At 50.5% G+C, this 22692-nt stretch carries 19 protein-coding genes, 1 tRNA gene, 1 other RNA gene and 1 pseudogene; 7 read left to right on the top strand and 15 right to left on the bottom strand.

The annotated features are described in order from the left end of the window. The first annotated feature begins 1 nt into the window (after position 1). From mgsA to ssrA, 3 genes and pseudogenes are all read left to right on the top strand, one after another. A pseudogene (mgsA, locus tag ACM1PF_RS33205) lies at positions 2 to 1281 on the top strand (methylglyoxal synthase). 261 nt (positions 1282 to 1542) lie between these two features. Beyond that, on the top strand, positions 1543 to 1953 hold the full coding sequence (locus ACM1PF_RS33200; RefSeq protein WP_416670714.1) for a response regulator: 411 nt from the start codon (positions 1543 to 1545) through the stop codon (positions 1951 to 1953). A gap of 70 nt (positions 1954 to 2023) precedes the next feature. Next, positions 2024 to 2416, top strand: a transfer-messenger RNA (tmRNA) gene (ssrA, locus tag ACM1PF_RS33195). Positions 2417 to 2442: 26 nt separating this feature from the next. Here ssrA and mutY read toward each other — a convergent pair. From mutY to ACM1PF_RS33180, 3 genes are all read right to left on the bottom strand, one after another. Then, positions 2443 to 3651 carry an A/G-specific adenine glycosylase gene (gene mutY, locus ACM1PF_RS33190; RefSeq protein ID WP_416670713.1) on the bottom strand — a complete coding sequence of 403 codons (1209 nt, stop codon included), beginning with the start codon at positions 3649 to 3651 and terminating at the stop codon, positions 2443 to 2445. 7 nt (positions 3652 to 3658) lie between these two features. Beyond that, a complete protein-coding gene (locus ACM1PF_RS33185; RefSeq protein ID WP_416670712.1) occupies positions 3659 to 3988 on the bottom strand; it encodes a DUF760 domain-containing protein in 330 nt (109 codons plus the stop codon). A gap of 105 nt (positions 3989 to 4093) precedes the next feature. Further along, entirely contained in the window at positions 4094 to 4756 is a 663-nt protein-coding gene (locus ACM1PF_RS33180; protein ID WP_416670711.1) for a Coq4 family protein, read from the bottom strand. A gap of 449 nt (positions 4757 to 5205) precedes the next feature. Here ACM1PF_RS33180 and ACM1PF_RS33175 point away from each other — a divergent pair, with 449 nt between their 5' ends. Continuing rightward, positions 5206 to 6363, top strand: coding sequence for a sensor histidine kinase (locus ACM1PF_RS33175; protein WP_416670710.1), 1158 nt, complete (start codon positions 5206 to 5208; stop codon positions 6361 to 6363). A 430-nt stretch (positions 6364 to 6793) separates the two neighbouring features. Here ACM1PF_RS33175 and ACM1PF_RS33170 read toward each other — a convergent pair whose 3' ends face one another. The 3 genes from ACM1PF_RS33170 to ACM1PF_RS33160 all read right to left on the bottom strand — a co-directional run bounded on the left by ACM1PF_RS33170 (position 6794) and on the right by ACM1PF_RS33160 (position 10798). Next, positions 6794 to 6976, bottom strand: a complete 183-nt coding sequence (locus tag ACM1PF_RS33170) for a CsbD family protein (RefSeq protein WP_416670709.1) — start codon at positions 6974 to 6976, stop codon at positions 6794 to 6796. 274 nt (positions 6977 to 7250) lie between these two features. Continuing rightward, complete coding sequence (locus tag ACM1PF_RS33165) at positions 7251 to 9530, bottom strand: lytic transglycosylase domain-containing protein (protein WP_416670708.1); 2280 nt, start codon at positions 9528 to 9530, stop codon at positions 7251 to 7253. Positions 9531 to 9802: 272 nt separating this feature from the next. Continuing rightward, complete coding sequence (locus ACM1PF_RS33160; RefSeq protein ID WP_416670707.1) at positions 9803 to 10798, bottom strand: glycosyltransferase family 8 protein; 996 nt, start codon at positions 10796 to 10798, stop codon at positions 9803 to 9805. Between the two features lie 441 nt (positions 10799 to 11239). Between ACM1PF_RS33160 and ACM1PF_RS33155 the strand changes: the two genes are divergently transcribed. Together ACM1PF_RS33155 and cysC are read left to right on the top strand one after the other, a co-directional pair. After that, entirely contained in the window at positions 11240 to 12712 is a 1473-nt protein-coding gene (locus ACM1PF_RS33155) for a leucyl aminopeptidase (RefSeq protein WP_416670706.1), read from the top strand. 165 nt (positions 12713 to 12877) lie between these two features. Continuing rightward, positions 12878 to 13435 (top strand): adenylyl-sulfate kinase, encoded by a 558-nt coding sequence (gene cysC / locus ACM1PF_RS33150; protein WP_416670704.1) that lies wholly within the window; start codon positions 12878 to 12880, stop codon positions 13433 to 13435. Positions 13436 to 13640: 205 nt separating this feature from the next. On the opposite strand, the gene ACM1PF_RS33145 is transcribed toward cysC, so the two are convergent. The 7 genes from ACM1PF_RS33145 to ACM1PF_RS33115 all read right to left on the bottom strand — a co-directional run bounded on the left by ACM1PF_RS33145 (position 13641) and on the right by ACM1PF_RS33115 (position 17878). Continuing rightward, entirely contained in the window at positions 13641 to 14915 is a 1275-nt protein-coding gene (locus ACM1PF_RS33145; RefSeq protein WP_416670702.1) for a glycosyltransferase family 4 protein, read from the bottom strand. Positions 14916 to 15190: 275 nt separating this feature from the next. Further along, positions 15191 to 15264: transfer RNA gene (locus tag ACM1PF_RS33140), tRNA-Pro, on the bottom strand. A gap of 92 nt (positions 15265 to 15356) precedes the next feature. Next, a complete protein-coding gene (locus ACM1PF_RS33135) occupies positions 15357 to 15722 on the bottom strand; it encodes a DUF1818 family protein (protein ID WP_416670700.1) in 366 nt (121 codons plus the stop codon). An 11-nt stretch (positions 15723 to 15733) separates the two neighbouring features. Beyond that, positions 15734 to 16393 carry a hypothetical protein gene (locus ACM1PF_RS33130; protein ID WP_416670698.1) on the bottom strand — a complete coding sequence of 220 codons (660 nt, stop codon included), beginning with the start codon at positions 16391 to 16393 and terminating at the stop codon, positions 15734 to 15736. A gap of 168 nt (positions 16394 to 16561) precedes the next feature. Continuing rightward, a complete protein-coding gene (locus tag ACM1PF_RS33125; protein WP_416670696.1) occupies positions 16562 to 16789 on the bottom strand; it encodes a DNA-directed RNA polymerase subunit omega in 228 nt (75 codons plus the stop codon). 85 nt (positions 16790 to 16874) lie between these two features. Then, positions 16875 to 17459, bottom strand: a complete 585-nt coding sequence (gene dps, locus ACM1PF_RS33120) for a DNA starvation/stationary phase protection protein Dps (RefSeq protein ID WP_416670694.1) — start codon at positions 17457 to 17459, stop codon at positions 16875 to 16877. A 182-nt stretch (positions 17460 to 17641) separates the two neighbouring features. Further along, positions 17642 to 17878, bottom strand: a complete 237-nt coding sequence (locus ACM1PF_RS33115) for a hypothetical protein (RefSeq protein ID WP_416670693.1) — start codon at positions 17876 to 17878, stop codon at positions 17642 to 17644. A 184-nt stretch (positions 17879 to 18062) separates the two neighbouring features. Between ACM1PF_RS33115 and ACM1PF_RS33110 the strand changes: the two genes are divergently transcribed. Continuing rightward, entirely contained in the window at positions 18063 to 20225 is a 2163-nt protein-coding gene (locus tag ACM1PF_RS33110; protein ID WP_416670691.1) for an NAD(P)/FAD-dependent oxidoreductase, read from the top strand. Positions 20226 to 20327: 102 nt separating this feature from the next. Here the strand turns inward: ACM1PF_RS33110 and ACM1PF_RS33105 are convergent, their stop codons facing one another. Together ACM1PF_RS33105 and ACM1PF_RS33100 are read right to left on the bottom strand one after the other, a co-directional pair. Continuing rightward, on the bottom strand, positions 20328 to 22151 hold the full coding sequence (locus tag ACM1PF_RS33105; RefSeq protein WP_416676914.1) for a SpoIID/LytB domain-containing protein: 1824 nt from the start codon (positions 22149 to 22151) through the stop codon (positions 20328 to 20330). A 235-nt stretch (positions 22152 to 22386) separates the two neighbouring features. Next, positions 22387 to 22692 (bottom strand): DUF6439 family protein, encoded by a 306-nt coding sequence (locus ACM1PF_RS33100; protein ID WP_416670690.1) that lies wholly within the window; start codon positions 22690 to 22692, stop codon positions 22387 to 22389.

Raw genomic sequence — 22692 nt, 5'->3', positions numbered from 1 at the left:
TATGGATACAGCTCTCCCTGCCACGATCGCCCTGATTGCCCATGACTCAAAGAAAGATGCAATCGTTGAGTTTGCCAGGCAGTATGCCCCTGTTTTGAGGCGATATCGTCTGATTGCCACAGGAACCACTGGACAACGGATTCAATCTGCCACTGAGTTACCCGTTGAACTATTCTCGTCGGGGCCGATGGGGGGAGACACACAGATTGCGGCAGAAGTAACCTCTGGGAATGTGTTGAGCGTGATTTTTCTGGTTGATCCGCTCTATGCCCAGCCCCACGAACCCGATATTCAGGCTCTCCTCCGCATTTGTAATGTGCATAATGTCCCGCTAGCGACGAATTTGGCCACGGCAGAGACGATCATGAATCACTTTGCCAAGTCCCAAATTGCCTATTTAATTTATAATCCCGTTTCAGGCCAGGGAAATCCAGAGGAAGAACTGGGGCTGATTCGGCAATTGCTGGAGCCTCACCTGCATCTCAACATTACCTACACACAACCCGACGTTAGCCCTCAGCAGTTGGCCCAGGCAGCGATCGAGGCAAAAGCCGATCTGATTATCGCCTCTGGTGGAGATGGTACGGTATCAGCGGTGGCGGGAGCCTTAATTGATACAGGAATTCCCTTGGGGGTGATTCCCAGAGGCACAGCGAATGCGTTTGCTGTATCGTTAGGAATTCCCAGACTGATGCCAGTTCGTAGTGCCTGTCAGGTGATTTTAGACGGATGTACGCGCACGGTGGATGCGGCTCGATGTAATGGCTATCCGATGATTTTGCTGACGGGAATTGGGTTTGAGGCAACGGCGATCGAAATGGCCGATCGAGAGCTTAAAGATCAGTGGGGAGTTTTAGCCTACCTCATGGCGGGCTGGCAGGCGATGGAGGGCCAACAGCTTTTTGAGACGACCATCGAAACAGAAGGCGAAGTTTATCAGTTTCAAGCCCAGGCAATCACCGTGGCAAATGCCGCTCCCTCCACATCCGTACTGGCCAGGGAGCGGGAGAAGTCATTTTTGATGACGGTTTACTGGATGTGACGATCGCCTCTGCCCAAAATAAATTGGAAGGCATTACAACGCTCATGCGCATGTTGGGAGCAGCAATTACCCGCAACGCGATCGAGCAACAGAATGTGGTTCATAGCCATGCCAAACACCTGAAAATTACCGCTGATCCGCCGCAAAAAGTAGTTGTGGATGGTGAGATCATTGGCGAAACCCCGGTGGAAGTGGAATGTTTGCCTTCCAGCCTGACGGTGTTTGTTCCCAAACCTTAGAACTGCGAATTGAATCATCTGGAATTCTTGTGGGGTGGGCATCCTGCCTGCCCAGTCAGCCTTGTGAGGTGGGCCCAGTCAGCAATGTGAAACGTGGCACAGGTGATTGAATCCATAATCCCTGGGAGCATTCGGCAAATTCTCCTGGACTGACTTGCCATCCGATTCTTTCATCCTGATGTTCTTTCTTTAGACAGTGGGCACGCCTTTGACAAATCGGATACAACGGTTCAAGAAAAACTTCTTTGAACAATCTGCTTTATGTATCGTATTGCCGTTGTTGATGATAACCAGTCGTGGTGCTACATCTTGGAACTGCGGTTACAGCAAGAGGGGTATGCTGTTTCTTCATTTACCAACGTACAGGATTTTCTGCAGGAAGCGGAACGGTTTGATCTCGCCCTGATCGACTTCTCCATTCCTGCTCCCCCCTATCAGAAGGGCATGGATGGGCCAGAGCTAATCAGCCAGCTTCGTCGTTTCCGGCATCCGCCTCTCCTGGTTCTCATTTCCAGCTTTTTTACAGAAGATGTGCTGAATGATGCAGACAGTATTTGTCCTGAAGCTGATGCCATCCTCAGCAAACAAACGGATACCCAGCAGCTATTTTCCCAGATCCGCCAGTTACTTGGTCGTCGAAGTCCGGTGAGTTCTGTCCGTCCCCGATCGTAAATTCGTCAGTTGCTCTTGCATGACATCCCGTTTAGAGTCGCTATAATAGAAGAACATCCGAAGTACACGCGGGGCTGTAACGGTTTCGACGTTTTGGTGAACGCTACTTCATGATACAGGTCGAGAGCGGGCTAACTCTCGCTAATCAATGGCTCAAACAAAATGTAAATGCGAACAACATCGTTCCTTTTGCTCGTAAGCAAGCTGCTGTTGCAGTTGCCTAATAACCTCTAATTGGTTCGAGCGTCTGTGATTTGACTCCGTTAAGGATTACAGACCAAACCCCAACGGATGCACCAGCCTACTGCCTCTGGTCGGTAACTGGTTAAGACTTTACCAGAGCATCCCATTGTCCGGGATAATGGACAGTTCCCGCTTCGAGGGTCAGAGAAGCTAAACCTGTGAATGAGTGGAGTATTAATACCCAGGGCGGACACGGGTTCGACTCCCGTCAGCTCCATTAAATACAATAAAACTCTCTAAAACTCCCTACAGTTGGCGGATCGCTTCAATGATCTGCACATTCGCCTTTGGGAAGGGATACTGATCCAACTCATCCACCGTCACCCAGCGCACCTCATCACACTCGATCGCCTGGGGTTCGCCACTGACATAGCGGCAATGGTGGACGTTGAGGGTAACCCGAAAATGGGTGTAAGCATGATCGATCGTAATCAGCCGATCGCCCACTTCGATTTCGATCCCAATTTCTTCCTGAATTTCCCGTTGAATACAGGCTTCTACTGTTTCACCGGGTTCAATTTTGCCCCCCGGAAATTCCCAGAGTCCGCCCAGCAGGACCTCCTGGCGGCGGCGATCGATTAAAATTTGGTGTTCTTCATTCCAAATCACAGCCACCCCAATCTGCTTATGGGGGATAGGAGTTCGGTTTTCTGAAATGGGCAGTTCGCTTTGCATATTAAGCTGGTTTGCACGACAGTGAGTTTGCCAGGGGCAGAGTAAGCAGGCTGGATTCTTAGGCGTACAGAGGGTTGCCCCCAGATCCATCAACGCCTGATTGAAGTCACGGGAGTGGATGGGATCTAGCAGGGTCGTCGATACCTGCCAGAGCAAGCCGATCGCCCGTTTGGGTGGAACCTCCAGGGCAATCATCCGCGCCAGCACCCGCTTTACATTACCATCTAAAATTGCCACGGGTTGATTATAGGCTGCACTTAAAATCCCTCCTGCGGTGGTGCGACCAATGCCAGGCAGCTCGATCACTGTTTCAAAGTCAGTCGGAAACGTCCCACCATAGTCCTGAACGATCAACTGGGCCGCTCGATGGAGATTCCGGGCTCGGGCATAATAGCCTAACCCCTGCCAGGCTTTCAAGACTTGCTGTTGCTCGGCATCCGCGAGGGAGGCGATCGTCGGAAATTGCTCCAGCCATCGCTCGAAGTAGGGGATCACCGTCTTCACCTGGGTTTGTTGCAGCATGATCTCCGACACCCAGATAGCATAGGGATCGCGGGTTCTGCGCCAGGGTAGATCTCGTCCAGCTTCGGCATACCAGTTCAGGAGCGATCGCCTGAGTTCTGGAAGCTGCGATATACCAAAATCCTCCCACCGGCCCTGATCTGAGGAACCTGTGGGAGGATGATTCAATAGTAATGAATAGGGTAGTGGATGATCCCTGGCAGTTAATGGGTTCGCACTCTCATTGGTATGCTCAGAACTAACGCGATCGGACTTCATCTATTCTCTATTCATCAACATCCGCTGCCTGGAGAGAGCGTTCAAAGGTCAGCCGTTGTTCTGCATTGCGCAGGAAGTAACCGCTCATCATGGCTGAAGCCAGTAATCGTCCTAAATGCTCCCGACTGGTGGTTACCGTAATATCAAATTGTTCTGATGGCAAGCCGCCTAAAAGCCCAATAATATTGCGTTCCATCACTTGCAGTACTTCGCCCGACCCCGGTTTGGAAAGTTGGGACATCGTTTCTGGGCTCATGGACTGAACGTACTGCCAAAGATGATTGCCAGAGTGACCACCCTCAAAGTATTCTGTGATGCGATTTGGTGTGTCGTTCATTTCAGTACTCGGTCAGTGGTTGACGTTTGTTTGTATGAACATACTGTAACAATCTAGAGTCGCTGAAGGGAGGCGGTGGAACCGTACCGGGGTGGGGGGATTTTCTCACTCCTCTGCACGTAGCTCTATCCCTAATTCCGATCGCCACTCTGCCAATGGTTTCTCCCAGCCTTCTTCCCACTTTTGGGCCAGAAAGGGTTTGGCTTGAAGGCCCAGGTGGTAGCCCCGGCTGATCATCTGCATCAGTGCATCGATGTTCTGGCAGGAACGAATCATGTTGAGCAATGCACCTGCCATGAGCATGACTGCCATCGGAGAGTGGTTTTGGGCGAGTTGAAAGGCTTGTAGCCCAATTTCACTGGCCACATCAACACCGAAGCCAGTGATAATATGCCAAATGTCGTGGGTTTGCCGCATTCGCAGGGCAATATAGGTGAAATCATCCTGAACCATGACCTTGCGATAAAACTCTGGATCAAAATTGACTTCGGTCATATGGGAGCTGTAGATGTAGCCCAGGGAATCCTGGGGCAGGCTAAGCAACTCCTGAAGATTGGGAGGCGGAGCAATGTAGCGTTCTTCAATAATCTGAGCAACTTCAGGAATGGATTTGAGGTAAGTGACTGACCCCGTTGTGGCTTCCGTGCGGGCCATGGCCTCAGCTATATCAAACACAGACTCTGTATTGTTGGGATTTTTGACAAACTCCATAAAGCCTTGCAGCCCCAGGAGAAATTCTTTTCGCATCGCCGCGTTTTTCTCAGTCATTTGTACTCTGCCCCCTGATCAGTAAGGAAATACGTAATGAGATTAAGTAGATCACAAACCTGGTTTAGATCCCCCCTAGCCCCTTAAAAAAGGGGGAACGGAGCCGAAGAGGGGTTGAAGTCCCCCTTTTTAAGGACGTTCGCCGATCCTCAGTCGAGCCGGGGATTTAGGGGGATCAACCCCAGGATTCACTGTGAAACGAACCCATTTTAGATCTACTGAGATTCAGTAGTGAGATTGGAAGGCTCCAACCGAATACCCTGAGCTAATCGTACCTGAGCAAATCGAATAAAATCCGTAATCTAACCTATGGGAGAGATAACAAATCTGAACAAAACATTAATATGAATGAATAAAACCTTTGAAACCCTTCACTTGTGATGTTCTGAACAAGTCAAGAAGGGCAGGATATATTCTGTTGTTCATAGCAAATCATTGTTGACTCCACCATGCCTCATGCCCAGAAGACTAGGACTAGTCACGTTCTTGCGGTCGATGACACACCCGATAACCTATTCCTGATCAAAGCCATTTTGGGAGATGAAGGCTATAAGGTGAATGTAGCGAAGGACGGTATGGATGCCCTGGATAAAATCGCCCAGTCGCCTCCCGACCTGATTTTGCTGGATATTATGATGCCAGGAATGGACGGTTATGAAGTAACCCGCCGTGTTCGGCAAAACCCAGCTCTACGATACATTCCGATTCTGCTGATTACGGCTCACGAACAATCCAGTGTCGTCGAGGGGCTGGATGCAGGAGCAGATGACTTCATTCGTAAGCCATTTGATACGGATGAGTTGCTGGCACGAGTTCGATCGCTGCTGCGGCTCAAGCACAGCATTGATGATCGAGAAAAAATGTCCCAACAGCGGGAGGACTTTGTTTCTCGATTAACCCATGATCTGAGAACGCCACTCGTTGCAGCCGATCGCATGCTGCATTTATTTCAGGAGGAAACCTTCTGTCCGATTTCGCCAGAAATGAAAGATGCGATCGCGGCAATGATTGGCAGTAACCAAAACCTTTTGCAAATGGTCAATACGCTGTTGGAGGTTTATCGCCATGAAGCAGGGCAGAAAAAACTAACCTTTGCCCCTTGTGATCTGGGTATTGTTGCTCAAGAAATTTTTCAAGAGTTACACCCCCTAGCCCAGGAAAAAGGCATTCACCTACAGATGGATGTTCAACCCATGGCTAATTCATTGGAAAAACAAGAAGCGATCGTATTAGGCGATCGGCTGGAACTCAGACGGGTGTTGACTAATCTGGTTGGTAATGCCATCAAGTTTACTGACACGGGCTTTGTCAAAGTTCGGATCTTTAAAGACCTAAAAGACCCAGAATATTCGACTTCCCAGCCGAGTACTAACTCAACCGCCTGGATGGTTGTGGAGGTTGAAGATACAGGGTCAGGCATTTCTCCGGAAGATCAAGAAAACCTCTTTAAAAGATTCCGCAAGGGGAAACATAAGCGTGCCGACAGCGGACTGGGCCTTTACCTGTCACGATGTATTGTTGAGGGGCATGGCGGAACAATTCATGCCCAATCTACGGTAGGCAAAGGCAGTCTTTTTACAGTGCATTTACCTGTCACGCAAGCTTAACTGAGTTAACAAGTTCAAATAGATTCAAGATCAGTCAGGAGTCAGTTCGAGCCGGTATAGCTCCATCCTCAAATAATTCAATCAATCATTCGTTAGATCATTCACTGATGCGATCGCCTCCTGTCTAGCCTGTATCCACTCGTTACCTGTAGAAATGTTCCGAGGAAAATCCATATAACGGGTTATATAACAGGCGCAGGGATGATTAATGAAGTTCAGTAGATCTAAAATGGGTTCATTTCACAGTTAACCCTGGGGTTGATCCCCCTAAATCCCCCTTAAAAAGGAGGACTTCAACCCCTCTTCGGCTCGGTTCCCCCCTTTTCAAGGGGGGTTAGGGGGGATCTAAACCAGGTTTGTGATCTACTGGAGTTAAAAGGGCGAACTGCTGTCCGCCCTCATCTATACTCCTGGCGACAACTGGTGATAATTAGTCGATCGCCCGTTTGATATCATCCTTAACGTTTTCAACGGAGTGACGCACATTCGCTTCTGCCTGCTTGGCTCTCCCTTCCGACTTATCCTTAGGATCACCCGTCACTTCGCCAACTGCTTCTTGAACTTTACCTTCAACATTCTTGGCCGTTGCCTTCATGCGATCTTCAATACTCATAGACCTTCATCCTCCTTGTATGGACTAGGAAGTAAATTTAACTGTGTTCAGCGTATCAAGATCGCCTGGCCCCATCATCGCCTCAAAGATAGACCCACTTCTACATCTTTGGAGTCATGACACTCAGGATTGCTCGGCAGTCCTCCTTAATCAGGGCTAGGGAAAAACCGCAGGGCCGCTATCGCGGCTACCAGTCCATAGGCAAAATATCTGCACTGTGGTTGACTCACTCGCGGCATCGCATTTTTTAAATTTGCATCCCCTGACAAGAAACTTACGGCTGAGCACTAACTAAGCTGGAATGGGTATCAGAATGACTTGCCAACTGTTGAGACAGTTCGGGATTATAGAGCCGCATATAGTTCCAGTAGTTTTCAAACACAGCTTTCACGTATCCCTTGGTTTCATTGAACGGAATTTGTTCAATAAATTGATCCGGATCGCTGTAGTCAAATCGCCCCATCCAACTGGCAACATTACCGGGCCCTGCATTGTAGCTGGCCACGGCAAACAGGGAATTATCGGCATACTCCTGGTGGGTATAGTCCAGATACCAGGTGCCCAGATTGATGTTGTCATTCGGATCTTCCAGGTTGTACTGCGTCAGGCTGATTTGACTGGCCACCCAATCCGCCGTTTCTGGCATCACCTGCATTAACCCCGTTGCTCCCACCACCGATCGAATTTTGGGTTCAAACCGGGACTCCTGGCGAATCAGAGCCATCACTAACATGGGGTTTAATTGCCGTTGTTGCGACCATTGCTTGATCGACTCAGCATAGGGAAAGGGATAGAGGGCTTGCCAGTAATCTATTTGCTGTTGAAGCTGAATTACTTCCTGCCGCTCCTCAGGACGATCGCGGAAGTCCAGGCTAGCCAGCATAAAAATGCCGTCCAGATTATCATTCACGCCCAGCCGCATCAACCCATCGGTATACTGTTCTGCCACCGTCGGCTGAACTCGGTTGGTAAATTCCACCTGCCATAAACTCCAGGCATCGCGGGTTTGTCCTAACCGATGTAATTCCCGCAGCGAGGTTGACCCTGCCAATACCTCTGGGCGAACTTCGGGCTTTACGACCTCAGGCAACTTATCCCGCACGGTGCCAAAGTTGCCCACATCCCATCCCAGGAACGTTGCCGATCGCCAGGCATAGTAGGACTCAGGATACTCCGCCAGCACGTATTCATAGGCTTGCCGCGCTTCTTCAGGTCGGTCTAACTGGGTCGCCCACTTACCGACCCAAAATCCTGCCCTGGGTGCGTGTTCATGGTTGGGATTTTCCTCCACCAACTGCCAGGCCCATTCCCAGGCTGACTGCAAATTATTCGATCGAACGTGTTGTTCCACCTGTTGCCACCGGATCTCGGCTGCTGCATCTGAATCACTGTGTTGGGTCAATACCTGTTGCTGAATCATCAAAGCCGTATCCGGACTGTTGAGTTGCAGAAAGGCATCTGCCTTGGCTTTCAAAGCCTCCGCAGCCCGATCGGGAAACTGTTCGATCGCTCGATCCAGAAAGGGAATCGCCTGAGCCGGAGTTTGGGCTAGGGCAGCCAATCGGATCAGCGCTAATCCAGCTTCTTCTTCCTCTGGGAAAGCCTGCAAGACAGCCTGATACCGCTCCCTGGCAATGCTGGCTCGTTCATCGAGTTGCGCTCCTCGGGCCGCTCGATACAGGTTCAATGCAGTGGGTTCGGCTCTGGTGTAGGTTTCCGCTGCACTGCCATATCGCTGAATTTCCCAATACGCAAAGGCGATCGCTTCCCAATCATCCGGAGTAAGCTGCCCCGCAAACTCTGTTCTGAGTCGATCGAGGACAGAGCCAATGTCCGACAAATAATGGCCATGTCTGGCCAGCAACAGCATTAAGTTGGGTTGATTGGGGTTTTGCTGAAGTCGAGTTAGGGCAACCTCCACGCTGCGGGGATGGGCCGGAAACTGCGTCATCAACTGATCGTGATATTGCGAGTTCGATCGCCCCAAGAAAAACAGGGACTCTGCGGCTACAGGTTGATCCCCATATTGTTCAACGGCTGCCTGCCAGGTTGCCACTGCTTGTTCTGCATTTCCCATTGCTGCATAGGCTTGGCCCCGTCGAGTCAAAATATAGGCCGCCAGTTCAGGATAGTCTGCTTCCAACCCTTCCAACCAGGGTAAGGCACTGCCTCCCCGGTCTTGCTCAATCAAATCCACGGCCAGCAGATAGCGGGCCCGATTGCGATCGAGGGAAGGGGCTCCCTGAGCAATGGCTTCCAGTTGTTCTGTTCTTTGGGCAGGGGGCAAGGATGCCAGGGACAAAGCCAACGTTTCCTTTGCCAGGGGATCGGTTGAAGCGGACTCAAAGCCACCTCCCGATACAAATGGGAGTTGCAACGAATCACTCATCCATACCGCTGCCGTGGCACCACCCAGCATTAATCCACCCAAACCAAGTCCAGCCAGGGTCAATGCGGTCTTCGATCGAGGCAACCACTGCTTTTTAGACGGCTTTCCTGTAGAGGATTTGCGCGATCGAGCAGGTTTTTTCTGGGTTGGTTCCGGCTTTAGCATGAATCCGCCTTGGCTGAATAAAGTGCTTTAATGTTGGACTTTAGCAAATTTAGCAAAGGTTCCCGGATTAGGGGAAAGTTTTAATGCTGGCAGTACTTAATGGGCGTATTCCAATTTTGCATTTGCAGGTTAAATTTTGCATTTGCAGGTTAAATTTTGCATCTGCCGGATTAATTTTGCATTTGTACAGGATCAATTCCTCAGTCGATCGATTTGCATCAAGGATCGATTGCATCAAGGGGAGGCTGCTGCCCTCGATCGCCATTTTTCATTTAGTTCCTGACAAAAAAACTGTCAGAGAAAAGAGATATTCGCCTGGATACGGCAATCTTTAACCGACGCATACTTCGACGGAATAAGGTGAAATAGAAGTTAAAGGGATTATTGCGCCATCCTCTCCAGGCTGTTTGATCTAAATATTTAAAAAAGCGATCGGCTTGGGGATGAGTACAATCTTTACTCCAGGGCTTGGGTCTGCCGGTGTAGTGAATAATGAAAGGATGATGAATCAAGTCAAAATAAAGCTGAGGAGCATAGGGGGTCTCCTGCGGTGAAGTGAAGCTATGAACCACATGAGTTTGATTCCAGCGAGGATCTAACTCTTTCCACTTACCTGCAAGGACAATGTTAATGCCGTCTTGATCTGGGAACGGAAAATCTGGATGATTTGCGATTAAATTAAGCACCTGATCAGCAATGTTATCCTGTCGCCATTGCTCTAGATTGATTACTAAAACACCAGAATTTAAGTATTTGTCTTCGGGGGTAATTCCGTACTGCTTTAAATCTAAAGATTCAACTGAATGGTTGAGATGCCAGGAATTTAGCAAAATTCCATCAACTTGATTTTGCGCTGCCAGCAGGTAGTTTTCTCCTAAATCTTGCTCCCAAAGCTTTGCCAAATCTGCTTCAACCACCACATCTGAATCCAAATAAATCACTTTATTAACATGGGCAGGAATGATCTCAGGGAGAAGCAACCTGTAGTAGCTAGAAATGGGATGGTTGCTGGCTCGCCCTTTCAGCAGCACCTTTTCAATTTGCTTTGAGGTCGGCTTGATCCAATGAATCTCAACGCGCTTTGCGTTTAAGGTTCGCATCAGCTTGGCTTTGTTATGCGAGCTAACACCACCATCTAGAACATACAAAACCATGCGATAATCAGAACTCAGATTCTTGAGTGCCGAAAATGCAGTAACAGCCAGGGGCATGGAAAAAAAATCATCTGCCGCACAAGCAACTACAACGGGACTCAAAGCAGAGATCATGCAAGTAGAACCTCCTGAATCTTTAAAGGTGAAATGACTTAATCAACTCTACGTTAAGTTAGGTTAATTTTCAGGACGTTAAAAAAATTGCGGGCATCCCACTGATACAGGCTGATTTCTAGAAAGCAGACATCTTGCCTGCTGGGAAGACATTTGCAATACAGGTGAGAATGGGATACGTCCAGTTCTGGTCTATCCTAGCTGATGATTTTGATCCTAGCTTGATTTTGCCTGGAAGACGACCTGACTCTCGAAGATTTACCTTAACTTTGATTCGGGTTCATGTTCACTTTGAACGCTGTTCTTTATTCAAATTGCCCTGTGCTGTAAACCATTCACGTTTCTCTGATTCATGCAGTTCGACCAGTCTCTTGAAAAGCCAGCCCTAAACCCCGAAAATTGAGCAATACTGAAAAAGATGATTTCGGGCTGTGTCAGGTTATGAATCTTCGTGGGATAGAGACACCCAGAACCAAATGGTCTGGGGATTGCTTAGTCATTGGACTGTACGAGGACGCGATCGAGCTAACAGGCGATCTGGCTGAACTCGATCAACAGCTGGCGGGTACACTTTCAGAGCTGATTGCTGAAACCGAATTCAAAGGCAAAGGCGGCAGCAGTGCAGTAACACGAGTTGGAGCAAACAGCCCAATTCGCAAAATTGCAGTGGTTGGACTGGGTAAGCCAGGAGAGTTCAAGCTGGATACCCTGCGCCGGGCGGCAGCGATCGCCCTGCGAGCGGCAAAGAAGGAAAAGTGCAAAACCCTGGGGTTGAGTCTGCCCGTTTGGCAAAATGATCCCGAATTAACGACGCAGGCGATCGTGGAAGGTCTTGAGTTAGCGGCCCATCAAGATAATCGCTTCAAATCTGAATCAGAAGACAAAGGTCTCAAACTGGAACAAATCGATTTGCTGGGACTTACCGGGCAGGATGCTGTCATCACTCAGGCGCGTCAAATTTGCCTGGGTGTGGTTCTGGCAAGAGAGCTGGTATCAGCCCCGGCTAATATTGTGACTCCCATCACACTGGCAGAAACGGCAGAAGCGATCGCCAACGAATATGGATTAGACCTGGAAATCCTGGAGCAGGCTGAATGCGAAAAACTGGGCATGGGTGCGTTCCTGGGAGTTGCCAAAGCCTCTGATCTGCCGCCTAAGTTCATCCACCTCACCTACCGTCCTGAAGCCCCCCCCCGTAAGAAAGTGGCGATCGTCGGTAAGGGACTCACCTTTGACAGTGGTGGACTGAATATCAAGGTGGCCGGCAGTGGGATTGAAATGATGAAAACCGACATGGGCGGAGCAGCGGCCACGTTGGGAGCCGCAAAAGCGATTGCTCAAATCAAGCCCGATGTGGAAGTTCACTTCATCAGTGCCGCCACGGAAAATATGATTAGCGGTCACGCCATGCGTCCGGGTGACATTCTGACTGCTTCTAACGGCAAGACGATCGAGGTCAACAATACGGATGCAGAAGGACGATTGACCCTTGCCGATGCCCTGGTCTTTGCAGAAAAGCTGGGTGTAGAGGCGATCGTCGATCTGGCTACCTTAACAGGAGCCTGCGTCGTTGCCTTAGGAGATGACATTGCCGGATTATGGACTGCTAACGATGATCTAGCCCATCAACTGGCCCAGGCATCAGAAAAAGCAGGCGAAAAGTTCTGGCGGATGCCGATGGAAGATAAGTACTTTGAGGGCTTAAAGTCCGTCGTTGCCGACATGAAAAATACTGGGCCACGTGCCGGAGGAGCCATTACCGCCGCCCTTTTCCTGAAACAATTTGTTAAAGAAACGCCCTGGGCCCACCTGGACATCGCCGGAACCGTCTGGACAGATAAGGAAAATGGTTATCACAACGCCGGAGGGACAGGATTTCCCGTGCGGACGCTGGTGAACTGGGTGCTGAGTTAAGCGTAGGGATTAGCACCTCATTCTGTAGCGCAGGCATCCTGCCTGCGAGCAATCCACCTCAGTTCTGGACTCCGTGCAGCGAAGGCTCACAACCGCAACCCAGCTCCCTCAAACCCAGTGATTCAGTCTAAGATTGAAAGCTAAACGCGTGGTGAGTTAGATTCTATGGACAAGCAAGGACTGGTGCTGTGGCTGACTGGCTTGTGTGCGTCTGGAAAAACGACGATCGCCAAAGGTTTAGAGCAAGAGCTAAAATCTCGCAGTTGTTTAGTTGAAGTGTTGGATGGGGATGCTGTTCGCACTAGCCTTTCCAGGGGGTTGGGCTATAGCCAAGACGATCGGATCACGAATATGCGCCGGATTGCCTTTGTCGCTGAACTGTTGAGCCGAAATGAGGTGATTGCGATCGTTGCTGCCATCAGTCCTTACCGGGAAGCGCGTCAGGAAATCCGCGATCGCATCAATAACCTGATTGAGGTCTATGTGAATGCACCGCTGGAGGTTTGTGAGGCGCGAGATGTGAAGGGGCTGTATGCCATGGCCAGGGCAGGGGAACTGCTGGCCTTCACGGGAATTGATGACCCTTACGAAGCACCCGTTGCTCCAGACATTACTTGCCACACCGATCAAGAAACGCCGGCAGAAAGTATTGCCAAAATTTTGGCGGTTCTGGAGGAACGTCAACTGATTCCACCAAAACCGCTGGTTGAGTTTTTTATTTAGCAGCCCCTAGTGTGAACTTAAGAATGCAAATTTAACAACCTGAAATTCTTGTGGGGTGGGCATCTTGCCCGCCCAGTCAACAAGGCAGTCGGAATGCAAATTTAATCACCTGAAAATCACCTGAAATTCTTGTGGGGTGGGCATCTTGCCCGCCCAGGCTGGAAGCCTGCACTACGGAAGGTTAGTGGATTGCTGCTGAGGTCTGTTAGTTCTCGGAATTCAGTTTAGGGATCGCTTTAGATGCCAACTCAGAGGAAGCCGTAACTTCATAGAACAGATCCTCGTAACGGTTCAAGGCTTGATCAAAGGCATACTGCGCGACTGCGTACTGTCTACCTTGTCGAGCATACATTTCTACCTTGGTCGGATTTTGATACAAATCCACGATCGCGTTCGCCAGCACTTCCGGGTCTTCAGGTTCCACAACCACGCCCCCTCCACTCTGCCGAATGGCTCTTGCAGCAGTTCCGGTGGCTGGAACAGAGGCAATCACCGGCCGACCGCTGGCTAACAACACCTGGATTTTGGATGGCATATTGAAGGCCACAACATTGTGCTTTTGCATCACCAATCCCACATCTGCGGCAGCTAACATTTCAGGGAGCTGTTCCCTCGGCTGGAATGGCAACAGCAGAACATTATCGAGCTGATGTTCTGCACAAAGTTGCCAGAGGGCATCTAGCGCTTTCGCTTCACCCACAATTACAAATACAATTTCTGGAATGTGACGGAGGCGATCGGCGGCGTGAATCACCGTCTGCAAGCCCTGCGTCAGGGCAATGTTGCCTGAATACATCACCACAAATTTATCCTGGAGTTGATGCGTTCGCCGGAAGGGATTATCGACCTTGGGAAGCGGCTGGATGAACTTAACATCAACCCAGTTAGGGATACACTTTATTTTGTGATTAGGGACTCCTTTTTTGACCAAATTCTCGGTGAAGCCATCCGTAATTACACTAATGGTATGAGCAGTGCGATAGGCATATTTTTCTAAAGTTTCAAAAACGCGGATGGCGACCTTATTTTTGAGCAGCCCCACATGAACGGCGGCATCGGGCAAAATATCTTGCAGGTTCAGCACGATCGGACAGGAATAGATCGCCCCCAACAAAGAAGCTGGAACTGCGATCGGTAAAGGCGGAATGGTCAGTAGGATCACATCCGGTCGCCAACCCTTCAACGCCTGAAAAATGCTGCTGGCCACAAAGCTACCATCCAACAGCATTCGAGTCATTAATCCAGGCTTGGGACGAACCCAGACACAGCTTCTTTGAATGATGACTCCGTTGCGTTCCTCGGTGCAGAACAATTTGCCCTGATAGTCTGGATAAATCTGGCGTTGAGGATAGTTTGGCATCCCAGTTACAACCCTAACTTCATGCCCTCTTTTAACCAGCCCTTCCGCCAGTTCTGTCATCAAAGGGGCGATGCCGATTGGTTCAGGATAGTAGTTGTAGGAATAAATCAAGATACGCATAGGAGTTCAAACTTTCGGAGGAGGAACAAAGCGAATCAGCAGGTTCTGCCCTTCTGCCTGCCGCTATAACTCTAGATCTATTCGTTTTGCAAGGTTTTCGCCTACCGTAGGAATACGATACTGACTGATGGCTGAAATTTAAAGAATTCGTAATAGTGACGATCGAGTCCCGCGTCTGATGGTGTGCGCTGCAATGACTCAAGAACTGCCAAACTGAAAATCGCTGCCCCTGGTAGAGACAGCGATCGCTTAAAAAATATGCAGATTAAATCAAATCGGAGCGGCGGGATTTGAACCCACGACCCCCACTACCCCAAAGTGGTGCGCTACCAAGCTGCGCTACGCCCCGGTGGTTGAATTCACCGCTTTACCAGAATAGCATAACTTATCAAGGGTGGCGATCGAACTTTGAAACCAACTAAACCAACTGCACGGAACGGGCTAAAAAACGTGCAAAACCTGGATCGCTTGAAGTAAGTCCGGCACGGCTGCCGCAGACCAGGAGCCTTCGCCCCGTCGTCCGGTGAGCAAAATCAGGTGCAACTCGTAAGCATGGGGATAGCCCTCTGCCTCCAGCCACAGCAAATCGCTCTCAGCCTCGCAGGAAAGGCGTTCTTCCTCCATCAACTCCTGACGCATTTGGCGCATCGTTTCCGCAAGCTGACTGGCTAGACGGCAAAAATCATTGAACTCAGCGGTGGTGAGTTCGATCGCCCAATGGTCACTGCCCACCAGACCAGAGAATTCCCTTGCACTGGAGTCCCATCCCAGCCGCCAACCCTCACCGCTTTTCACTTGACGTACCATAACTCCACCGTCTACGGTCTGAGCAAATCCGCATCTCCAGGTCGCGGTTCTCGCAGCGCGGGGCTAGACCCTGGAGTTGCTGGAGGAGAGGGAGAAACAGGCTCCGAACGATCGGGAGCAGGAGACGGAGCAGATGGGGCAAATCCACCGTTGAAGATATCCACCAAAACTTGAACCAGGGCATCCCGTTCCGCACGGTTCAACGTACGGATAGCTGCGATGTCGCCCTCTGCTGGATTTACCCGCAGGACATCGGCACTGGGATAGACCGATGGTGTGATTGGCTCATTCACGCCCAGGTAGTCTCCCAGAGTTAGCTTCCAGTCGAAACGAAATATGGCTGGACGACCTCGAACATAAACGTGATAGCGAATCAGACGACCCACTAAAGTATTCTCTTCCGCGACTTCTCCAGTGTTGCGACTTACATACTGATTCTCCAGGGGCAAGTCCGGCAGGGCTTCATAAACCAACCGCCAAACACCTTCAACATCAAACCGCTGGGCAACTGCTGCCTTGGGAGAAAGGGACTGTAATAGCGGCGTTTGTGAACGGAAGTGAATGGACTCAGAGGCGGGCAAAGATGCAAACAACCCCACCAGCCCAACGGTTAGAAGTGCGATCGTGACCCATTGCGAGAAGCGTACAAACTTCCTTTTGACAAACTTCATTGCAACCCAGGCAAAACAACAGATTAAGGATCTGCGATAAAAGCCATCCCAGTCTTGTCAGAAATCTACTGTAAGGGCGCACAACTGTGCGCCCCTATTACCTATCAGTCAGGGTGTACAGCAGTGCACCCCTGTTACTTGTTAATTAGGACGCACGGCAGTGCGCCCCTACTCGCCAATGATCTCAGGTTGCGTCAATTCATCCGACATCTCAATGATGGCCCGGATGACGGGTTTCATTTTTGGATCATCAATACTGTCAAATTCTTCATAGCGACGACGCTGGGCTCGATTGGCAACCTGAACCGTAATCCGGTAACGATTTGAGGCGGCATCAATCAAATCCTCAGCCCGACGCATGAGTTGGCTGGTATCCAGAGTGGAACGTTTTAGCATAGTTTTTGGTTAACCGATCGCCAGAAATGACAGTATAACGCTTCCCAGTCTAACAGAGTCCACCCACGCTGATTACGAGTCCAGCCTACTTGGCCTTTGCCTTTTTAGCTTTTGCGGGTTCTGCCTTTTCCCCATCCCCATTCTCTGTAGAAGATTCAGAATCAACGGAGGTTTGCAAATGGGCTTCCAGGAACCACAACCGCTTATCGATTGCCCGCGAGACTTCGGTAAACAAATCGGCTGTATCTGCATCCCCCAGGTCGTCGGTTTGATCGATCGCATCCCGAATCATCTTGGCATACGGAGCATAGCGATCGGCAAGGGCAACAATATGAGCTTTACCCTCCAAAATATCCAGTGGGTATTCCGGCAGGATAGACCCACTGGCAGCAATCCGGGCAGTTCCTAAAGCTCGCCCCCCCAGTGCTGTCACCCGTTCAGCAATCATGTCTACAAACTCTTCTAGCTCAGATGCCATTTCATCGAATAGCTCATGAAGTTGATAGAAGTCCATCCCCTTAACATTCCAGTGGGCCTGTTTAACCTGAGTTTTGAGATCCAGGGTAGAAGCGAGGGCGTGATTGAGAATTGCTGAAACATCTGCGCGAGTATCAGCCGCAAGATCGATGCGAGTGGGGTACATCGGCTGACCGTGACCATTGCTACCCATATGTCTATGTCCTAGTTTGAATGCTGAGTAATAATCCCCAACCTTAGTTCAAATCGGGGGAAACGATGAATTAAACTTCAACTTTGTCAGAAATTTGTAACAACCTTTAGGAATCGCACAGAAATCGCAGAAAATCCCGCAGTTCTTTGTGAGTATCCTCAGTTGGGAACTGCCTTGCTGCATCAAGGTAACGTTTTCCAGGCTTGGGTCACGATATCACTGAGCCAGCGACGGGCTTCCCAATCCAGCAGCCGATCGTCTGCCAGGACTTCAGCCGTCAAATCTTCTAAGGATTGCCCTTTGGAGCGGGCCACTTGGACAACGCCTGCGATCGCAGTGGCAATCAGTTCTTCGTTTACTGGTTTTTGCCGCATTGCAACTATTTCTTGGGGGTTGTCTGGGATGGGATAATTTTTCATTGCTGACTACTCAAGGAAACCATTACCCTGGCTATAAATAAGATCAAAAATGAGAACTGTGTAAAGTTTGTTAAGAAGACCCAACGTGTCCAGAAGTGTAGCGCACTCTTGGCGATTGTCAACCCTGTTTTTACAGGAAATTTATTAGTTTCCGAAAAAAATTATTGGAGCTTTAGATTTTGGGATGAGAGAGGTTCTTTACATTGAAATCCCCACGCCGGACATCGCAGCCGTTCGGCAATGGTTACATCACGAATTTAGCCCTGAGAAACAATTCAAGATAATTGAAAAGTGGATTACGCCGGATGGCTGTCGGTTCAGATTTGCTAAACCCACTCACCCATCTGCCTCCAGTTCCAAATTGGCTACTTCTGATGCCGATCGCCTCCTCCCAGAGCTATCTCTCTTCACCTGGTCAGTCCAACGCACTACCTACCTGAAGGTCTTCCGCTGGGCTGAACAGACCTTCCCGAACGAGCAGAAGATTTTACAGCAGCTCGTACAATCGGTGCGATCGAAATTTCCCCATCATTATCCTGAACCTCCTCCCATTGACCTCACCCAAGAGTCTATTTTTGAAGCCCTGGAACCGCACTATCCCAAGACGGTCAAATACTTCCGCTCGATACCCAATGGAGAATATGACCTGACGCGGGTGTATTGGTGGGAACAGCGGTGGCGGGAAGGAGTCCGAAATCCCAAAACCCCCAGGCAGGTGGTAGTCAAGACGGAACAGAGAACGCCCAATTCTGCTGCACAGTACGATCTGATCTATGTCGGTGGGGCCCTGGGAGTGGTTCATGCGGCGGTGATGGCACGGTTGGGATATCGCGTTTTACTCATCGAACGGCTGCCGTTTGGTCGGATGAATCGCGAGTGGAATATCTCTCGGAATGAGTTTCAGACCTTGATGGATCTGGAATTATTTACTGCCGCAGAATTCGATAGGGTGATTGCCCGTGAATATATAGATGGATTTAATAAATTTTTTGATGCCAACAATCCACCCCAGGCCCAGGCTCCTGTACTCCATACGCCGACGGTGCTGAATGTGGCGATCGATGCGGAAGCATTTCTGAAGGTGTGTGGTGAAAAATTGCGATCGGCAGGTGGGGAAATCTGGGATGAAACAGAGTTTATTCGAGCAGAGGTTGGAACTGAGCAAGTGCTGCTGCAAACGGTTCACTTGCCGACTCAAACCGATCGCCCGGTCAGTGGCCGACTGCTGATCGATGCAATGGGCACTGCTTCCCCGATCGCCTGGCAGCTCAACGGAGGACGGGCGTTTGATAGTGTGTGTCCAACCGTGGGTGCGGTAATTGATGGCGGATTTGAGCCAGAAGTATGGGATTCCCAGTATGGCGATGTCCTGAACAGTCATGGAGACATTTCCAGGGGACGGCAGCTAATTTGGGAACTGTTTCCTGGCAAGGACAAAGAACTGACCTTTTACCTGTTTCACTACCACCAAATCCATCCCGACAATCCTGGATCACTGCTGGAAATGTATGAGGATTTCTTCACGATTTTGCCAGAATACCGCCGTTGCGACTTAGACAAACTGCGCTGGAAGAAGGCGACATTTGGTTACATTCCAGGCTATTTCAGCATTCGAGGGAACGATCGCCAAACTGGGTTCGATCGCGTCCTGGCGATCGGGGATGCTGCCTCGCTCCAGTCGCCGCTGATCTTTACAGGGTTTGGTTCCCTGGTACGCAACCTGCCACGCCTGACCGATTTACTCGACACTGCTCTGCGCCACAATTTGTTAACTGCAAATGACCTGAACCAGATCCGGGCCTATCAAAGCAATATTGCAGTCACCTGGTTATTTTCCAGGGGCATGATGGTGCCCACCCACCGCTTTCTGCCCCCCGAACGGGTGAACGCGATGCTCAATACCTTCTTTGGCATTCTGGGCAAAGAATCTCCTCAGGTGGCAGATAACTTCATCAAAGATCGATCGGGCTGGATACCGTTTAACCGCATGGCGATTCGAGCGGGGTTTACCAACCCGGCTTTACTACTGTGGATTTGGGAAATGGCAGGGGCATCAGCCCTGGTGCGCTGGATGGGGAGCTACCTCAACTTTACGCTAATGGCTCTGGTCAGTTGGTTACTGGGCTGGCTACCCGGCTTCACTCGATGGATTCAGCCCTGGCTAGAACCCCATTTTCCTCGACTCTGGTTCTGGTTGCTGACCCAGAGCTATGGGTTAACCTACGGAGTTGGGAATCCCCGTGCCGATTTCGTCCGGATTCGAGGACGATCCGCCGCCACAGATGCAAAAATCAACCCTTCCTTACCCGAAAGAACGATCCGCCCCACCCAGGTAGAAACCAAGTAGGGACGCACCGCCGTGCGTCCTTGTCATCGGGACGAACTGTTATGTACGTCCTTGTTGTTGGGGCGCACTGCTGTGCGCCCTTGTCCCGATCGGTTGCATCAACTAATTTCGCGCTCGATCGAGATCAGCACCTGGAACCTCAGGGGAAGCATCACGCCAGAAGGTGACGGCATTGGTCAACAGTTGCAGTTGCGTGTTGGGGTAATAGAAACTCAAAATTTGACTATTGGACCAGCCCATCCGGCCCAGGCGATAGGCTCCCGTCTGGCTCATGCCCACGCCATGACCAAAACCACCCCCGACAAAGGCATATCCTTTCAAAACCGGAGCCGGAGTGGGTTGGGGGCTGACGGCTGGGGTAGAGTCAGGTGTGGGGTTCGCTGCGGCATTGGCAGTAGGATTAGGGGCTTCTGCGGGAGCAACGGATTTTTCCGTCTGGGGGGATGCCACAGGTTGATAAATCGGCTCCAGGTAGAACAGAGTGCTATTGGGAGCGTACAGGGCCCGCAGAATCTCGTCTTTTTCTAAAATAATCTCACCGCGATCGGTGGTTACGGCAATTCGCTGTACTCGTCCCGCCAGGGAACGTTCCAGAACTTTGAGTTCTCTTACCTGAGTAAAGTCGGCAAAGGGATGTTGTTTGTTCTGAAGAAATGCCCTCAAGTCACCGGCAATGTCCGTCAAGGAGTTTTCGATGCGCCAGCGGAACATATCCCAATTGTCTTCATTAAAACCAGTTTTGCGCCCAATGAAGTTGCGGAAGTTGGTTTCATCATTCAGGGGATAGCTGGACAGATCCCAGGGGTTCTGCACCGAGTCCACTATCGCCTTCAGGTAAGGCCGTTCTTCCCCATCCCACACATCCTCGAAGGGAGCCGTAATCCCGCCCGTGGTGGAGGAGTAGAGTGCGTCCGCCAGTTCGTTATTGTAGGTCAACACCTGCCCCTGGGTTGCGGCAATGGCGCGATCGGTTTCTGGAACTGCCCCCGACAACCCCCAGTAAACCTGACACTGGGTATCGGCACAGAGCTGGTAATTATCAATTGCAAACCGCCGCAAATTCCGCAGGGCATAGGTACGAGCCAGAATCGCCTGCGCTTCGATCGTGGTTGGGGGAGCACCAGCTCCAATTTCGTGGGGTACAACCCCGCGCAGGTAGGTTTCCACCGGAACGTGATTCACCAGGGTGTAGGTGCCATAGGCATTCGGCTGAAGCCTCAGAGTGCCTGCATACAGTCGGCGACCATGATCGGTACGGTTGAAGGAAACCGTGGCCTGATTCTGGGTGGTGCTGAAGGTGACTTCATCCTGCTGAAGCCGGGTGCCGTTGATGGTGAGCGAGGCTTTAGGAACCTGTTGCTGGACTTGCGAATCAATAAACGCATTACGCGCACCGTGGGAACGCAGATTTTGCATCAGCAGCCGTCGCAGCAGGGGAGTGCCATAGGTTTCTCGTTTTGCCCAGACCTGCCACTGACGCGGTTGGGCAATTTCTACCTCAATTCCCTTCGATCGCCATTGGGTTGCACTGTCTTCAGCACTTTCAAAGCTGCGGTGGGTGCTGAGAACCAAACGCTCCGTTACCTTGGGTTCCGGCAGGGCCTGCATCACCACATCAATCTTGATTTCATCGGTGGTGGTGATTTCCTGCTCCTGCTCTCCTGACTTCAACTCAACGGTGACGGTATCCCCCTCTTCGGGTTGGATCACGATAGAGTCACTGGGCTGAGAACCGAAGCGTTGAACGACCCCAACATCCAGAATCGGGTTCAAAGGAGCTTCCTGAGCCGTGCTGGGTTTAGCCGTAGCAAGGCTGGTTAGACAGGCCGCCAGGAGGGCTGCCCCAAACAGATTAGACTTGATTTGAATCCGTAATATCACTGTAGGAATGACGCAGTAGGTACTAAAACCGATCGTTTGACCCATTCTTCCGACCCGTACTCCATAGATCAGTAGAGATGCTGACAGCAATCCCCAACAGTCATTGATTATGGATGCTGAGTTTAAGAATCGACCAAGTTACAGGCAACTTCACGAAAACTTCATCGCACCCTTGCCAAAAATCCTCAAAACATTATGAACCGCCTGGATCTACTTAAGTTCCAGCAATTTAAGTTCCAGCAATCGGTACGGGCAATCCGTGCGGGTAGGGTAAATGCGGTTATTCCGGGTTGGCTCTATCCGAACGAGCATGACCGTGGGTTGGGCAGGGCGGAGCAACGATCGAGCGATCGAGCCAGCCTGAAGCCTGTTGCAATCGGAGGAGGGCTTCCTCCGGTTGATCGTTGAGCAAGTACACCAGGGCGACTGCGGCCTGTTCTGCGGCGCGGGCTTTCCGATTCGACTTTAATCGATGCCAATCATTGGGAGAAATGGCCAGTTGTTCTACCAGGGCTTGAGCTAATTCAGCGGGAGTTAGCGGTGCGGATTGATCAGTTTGGGGTGCTGTGGGGGTATTCTGCATCAT

The sequence above is a fragment of the Egbenema bharatensis FJBBOT/2019 genome (assembly GCF_048077055.1).
Taxonomy (GTDB): Bacteria; Cyanobacteriota; Cyanobacteriia; order Elainellales; family Elainellaceae; genus Egbenema; species Egbenema bharatensis.
Note: the sequence above shows the minus strand (reverse complement) of the source record. Positions and strands in the feature narration are given on the sequence as shown.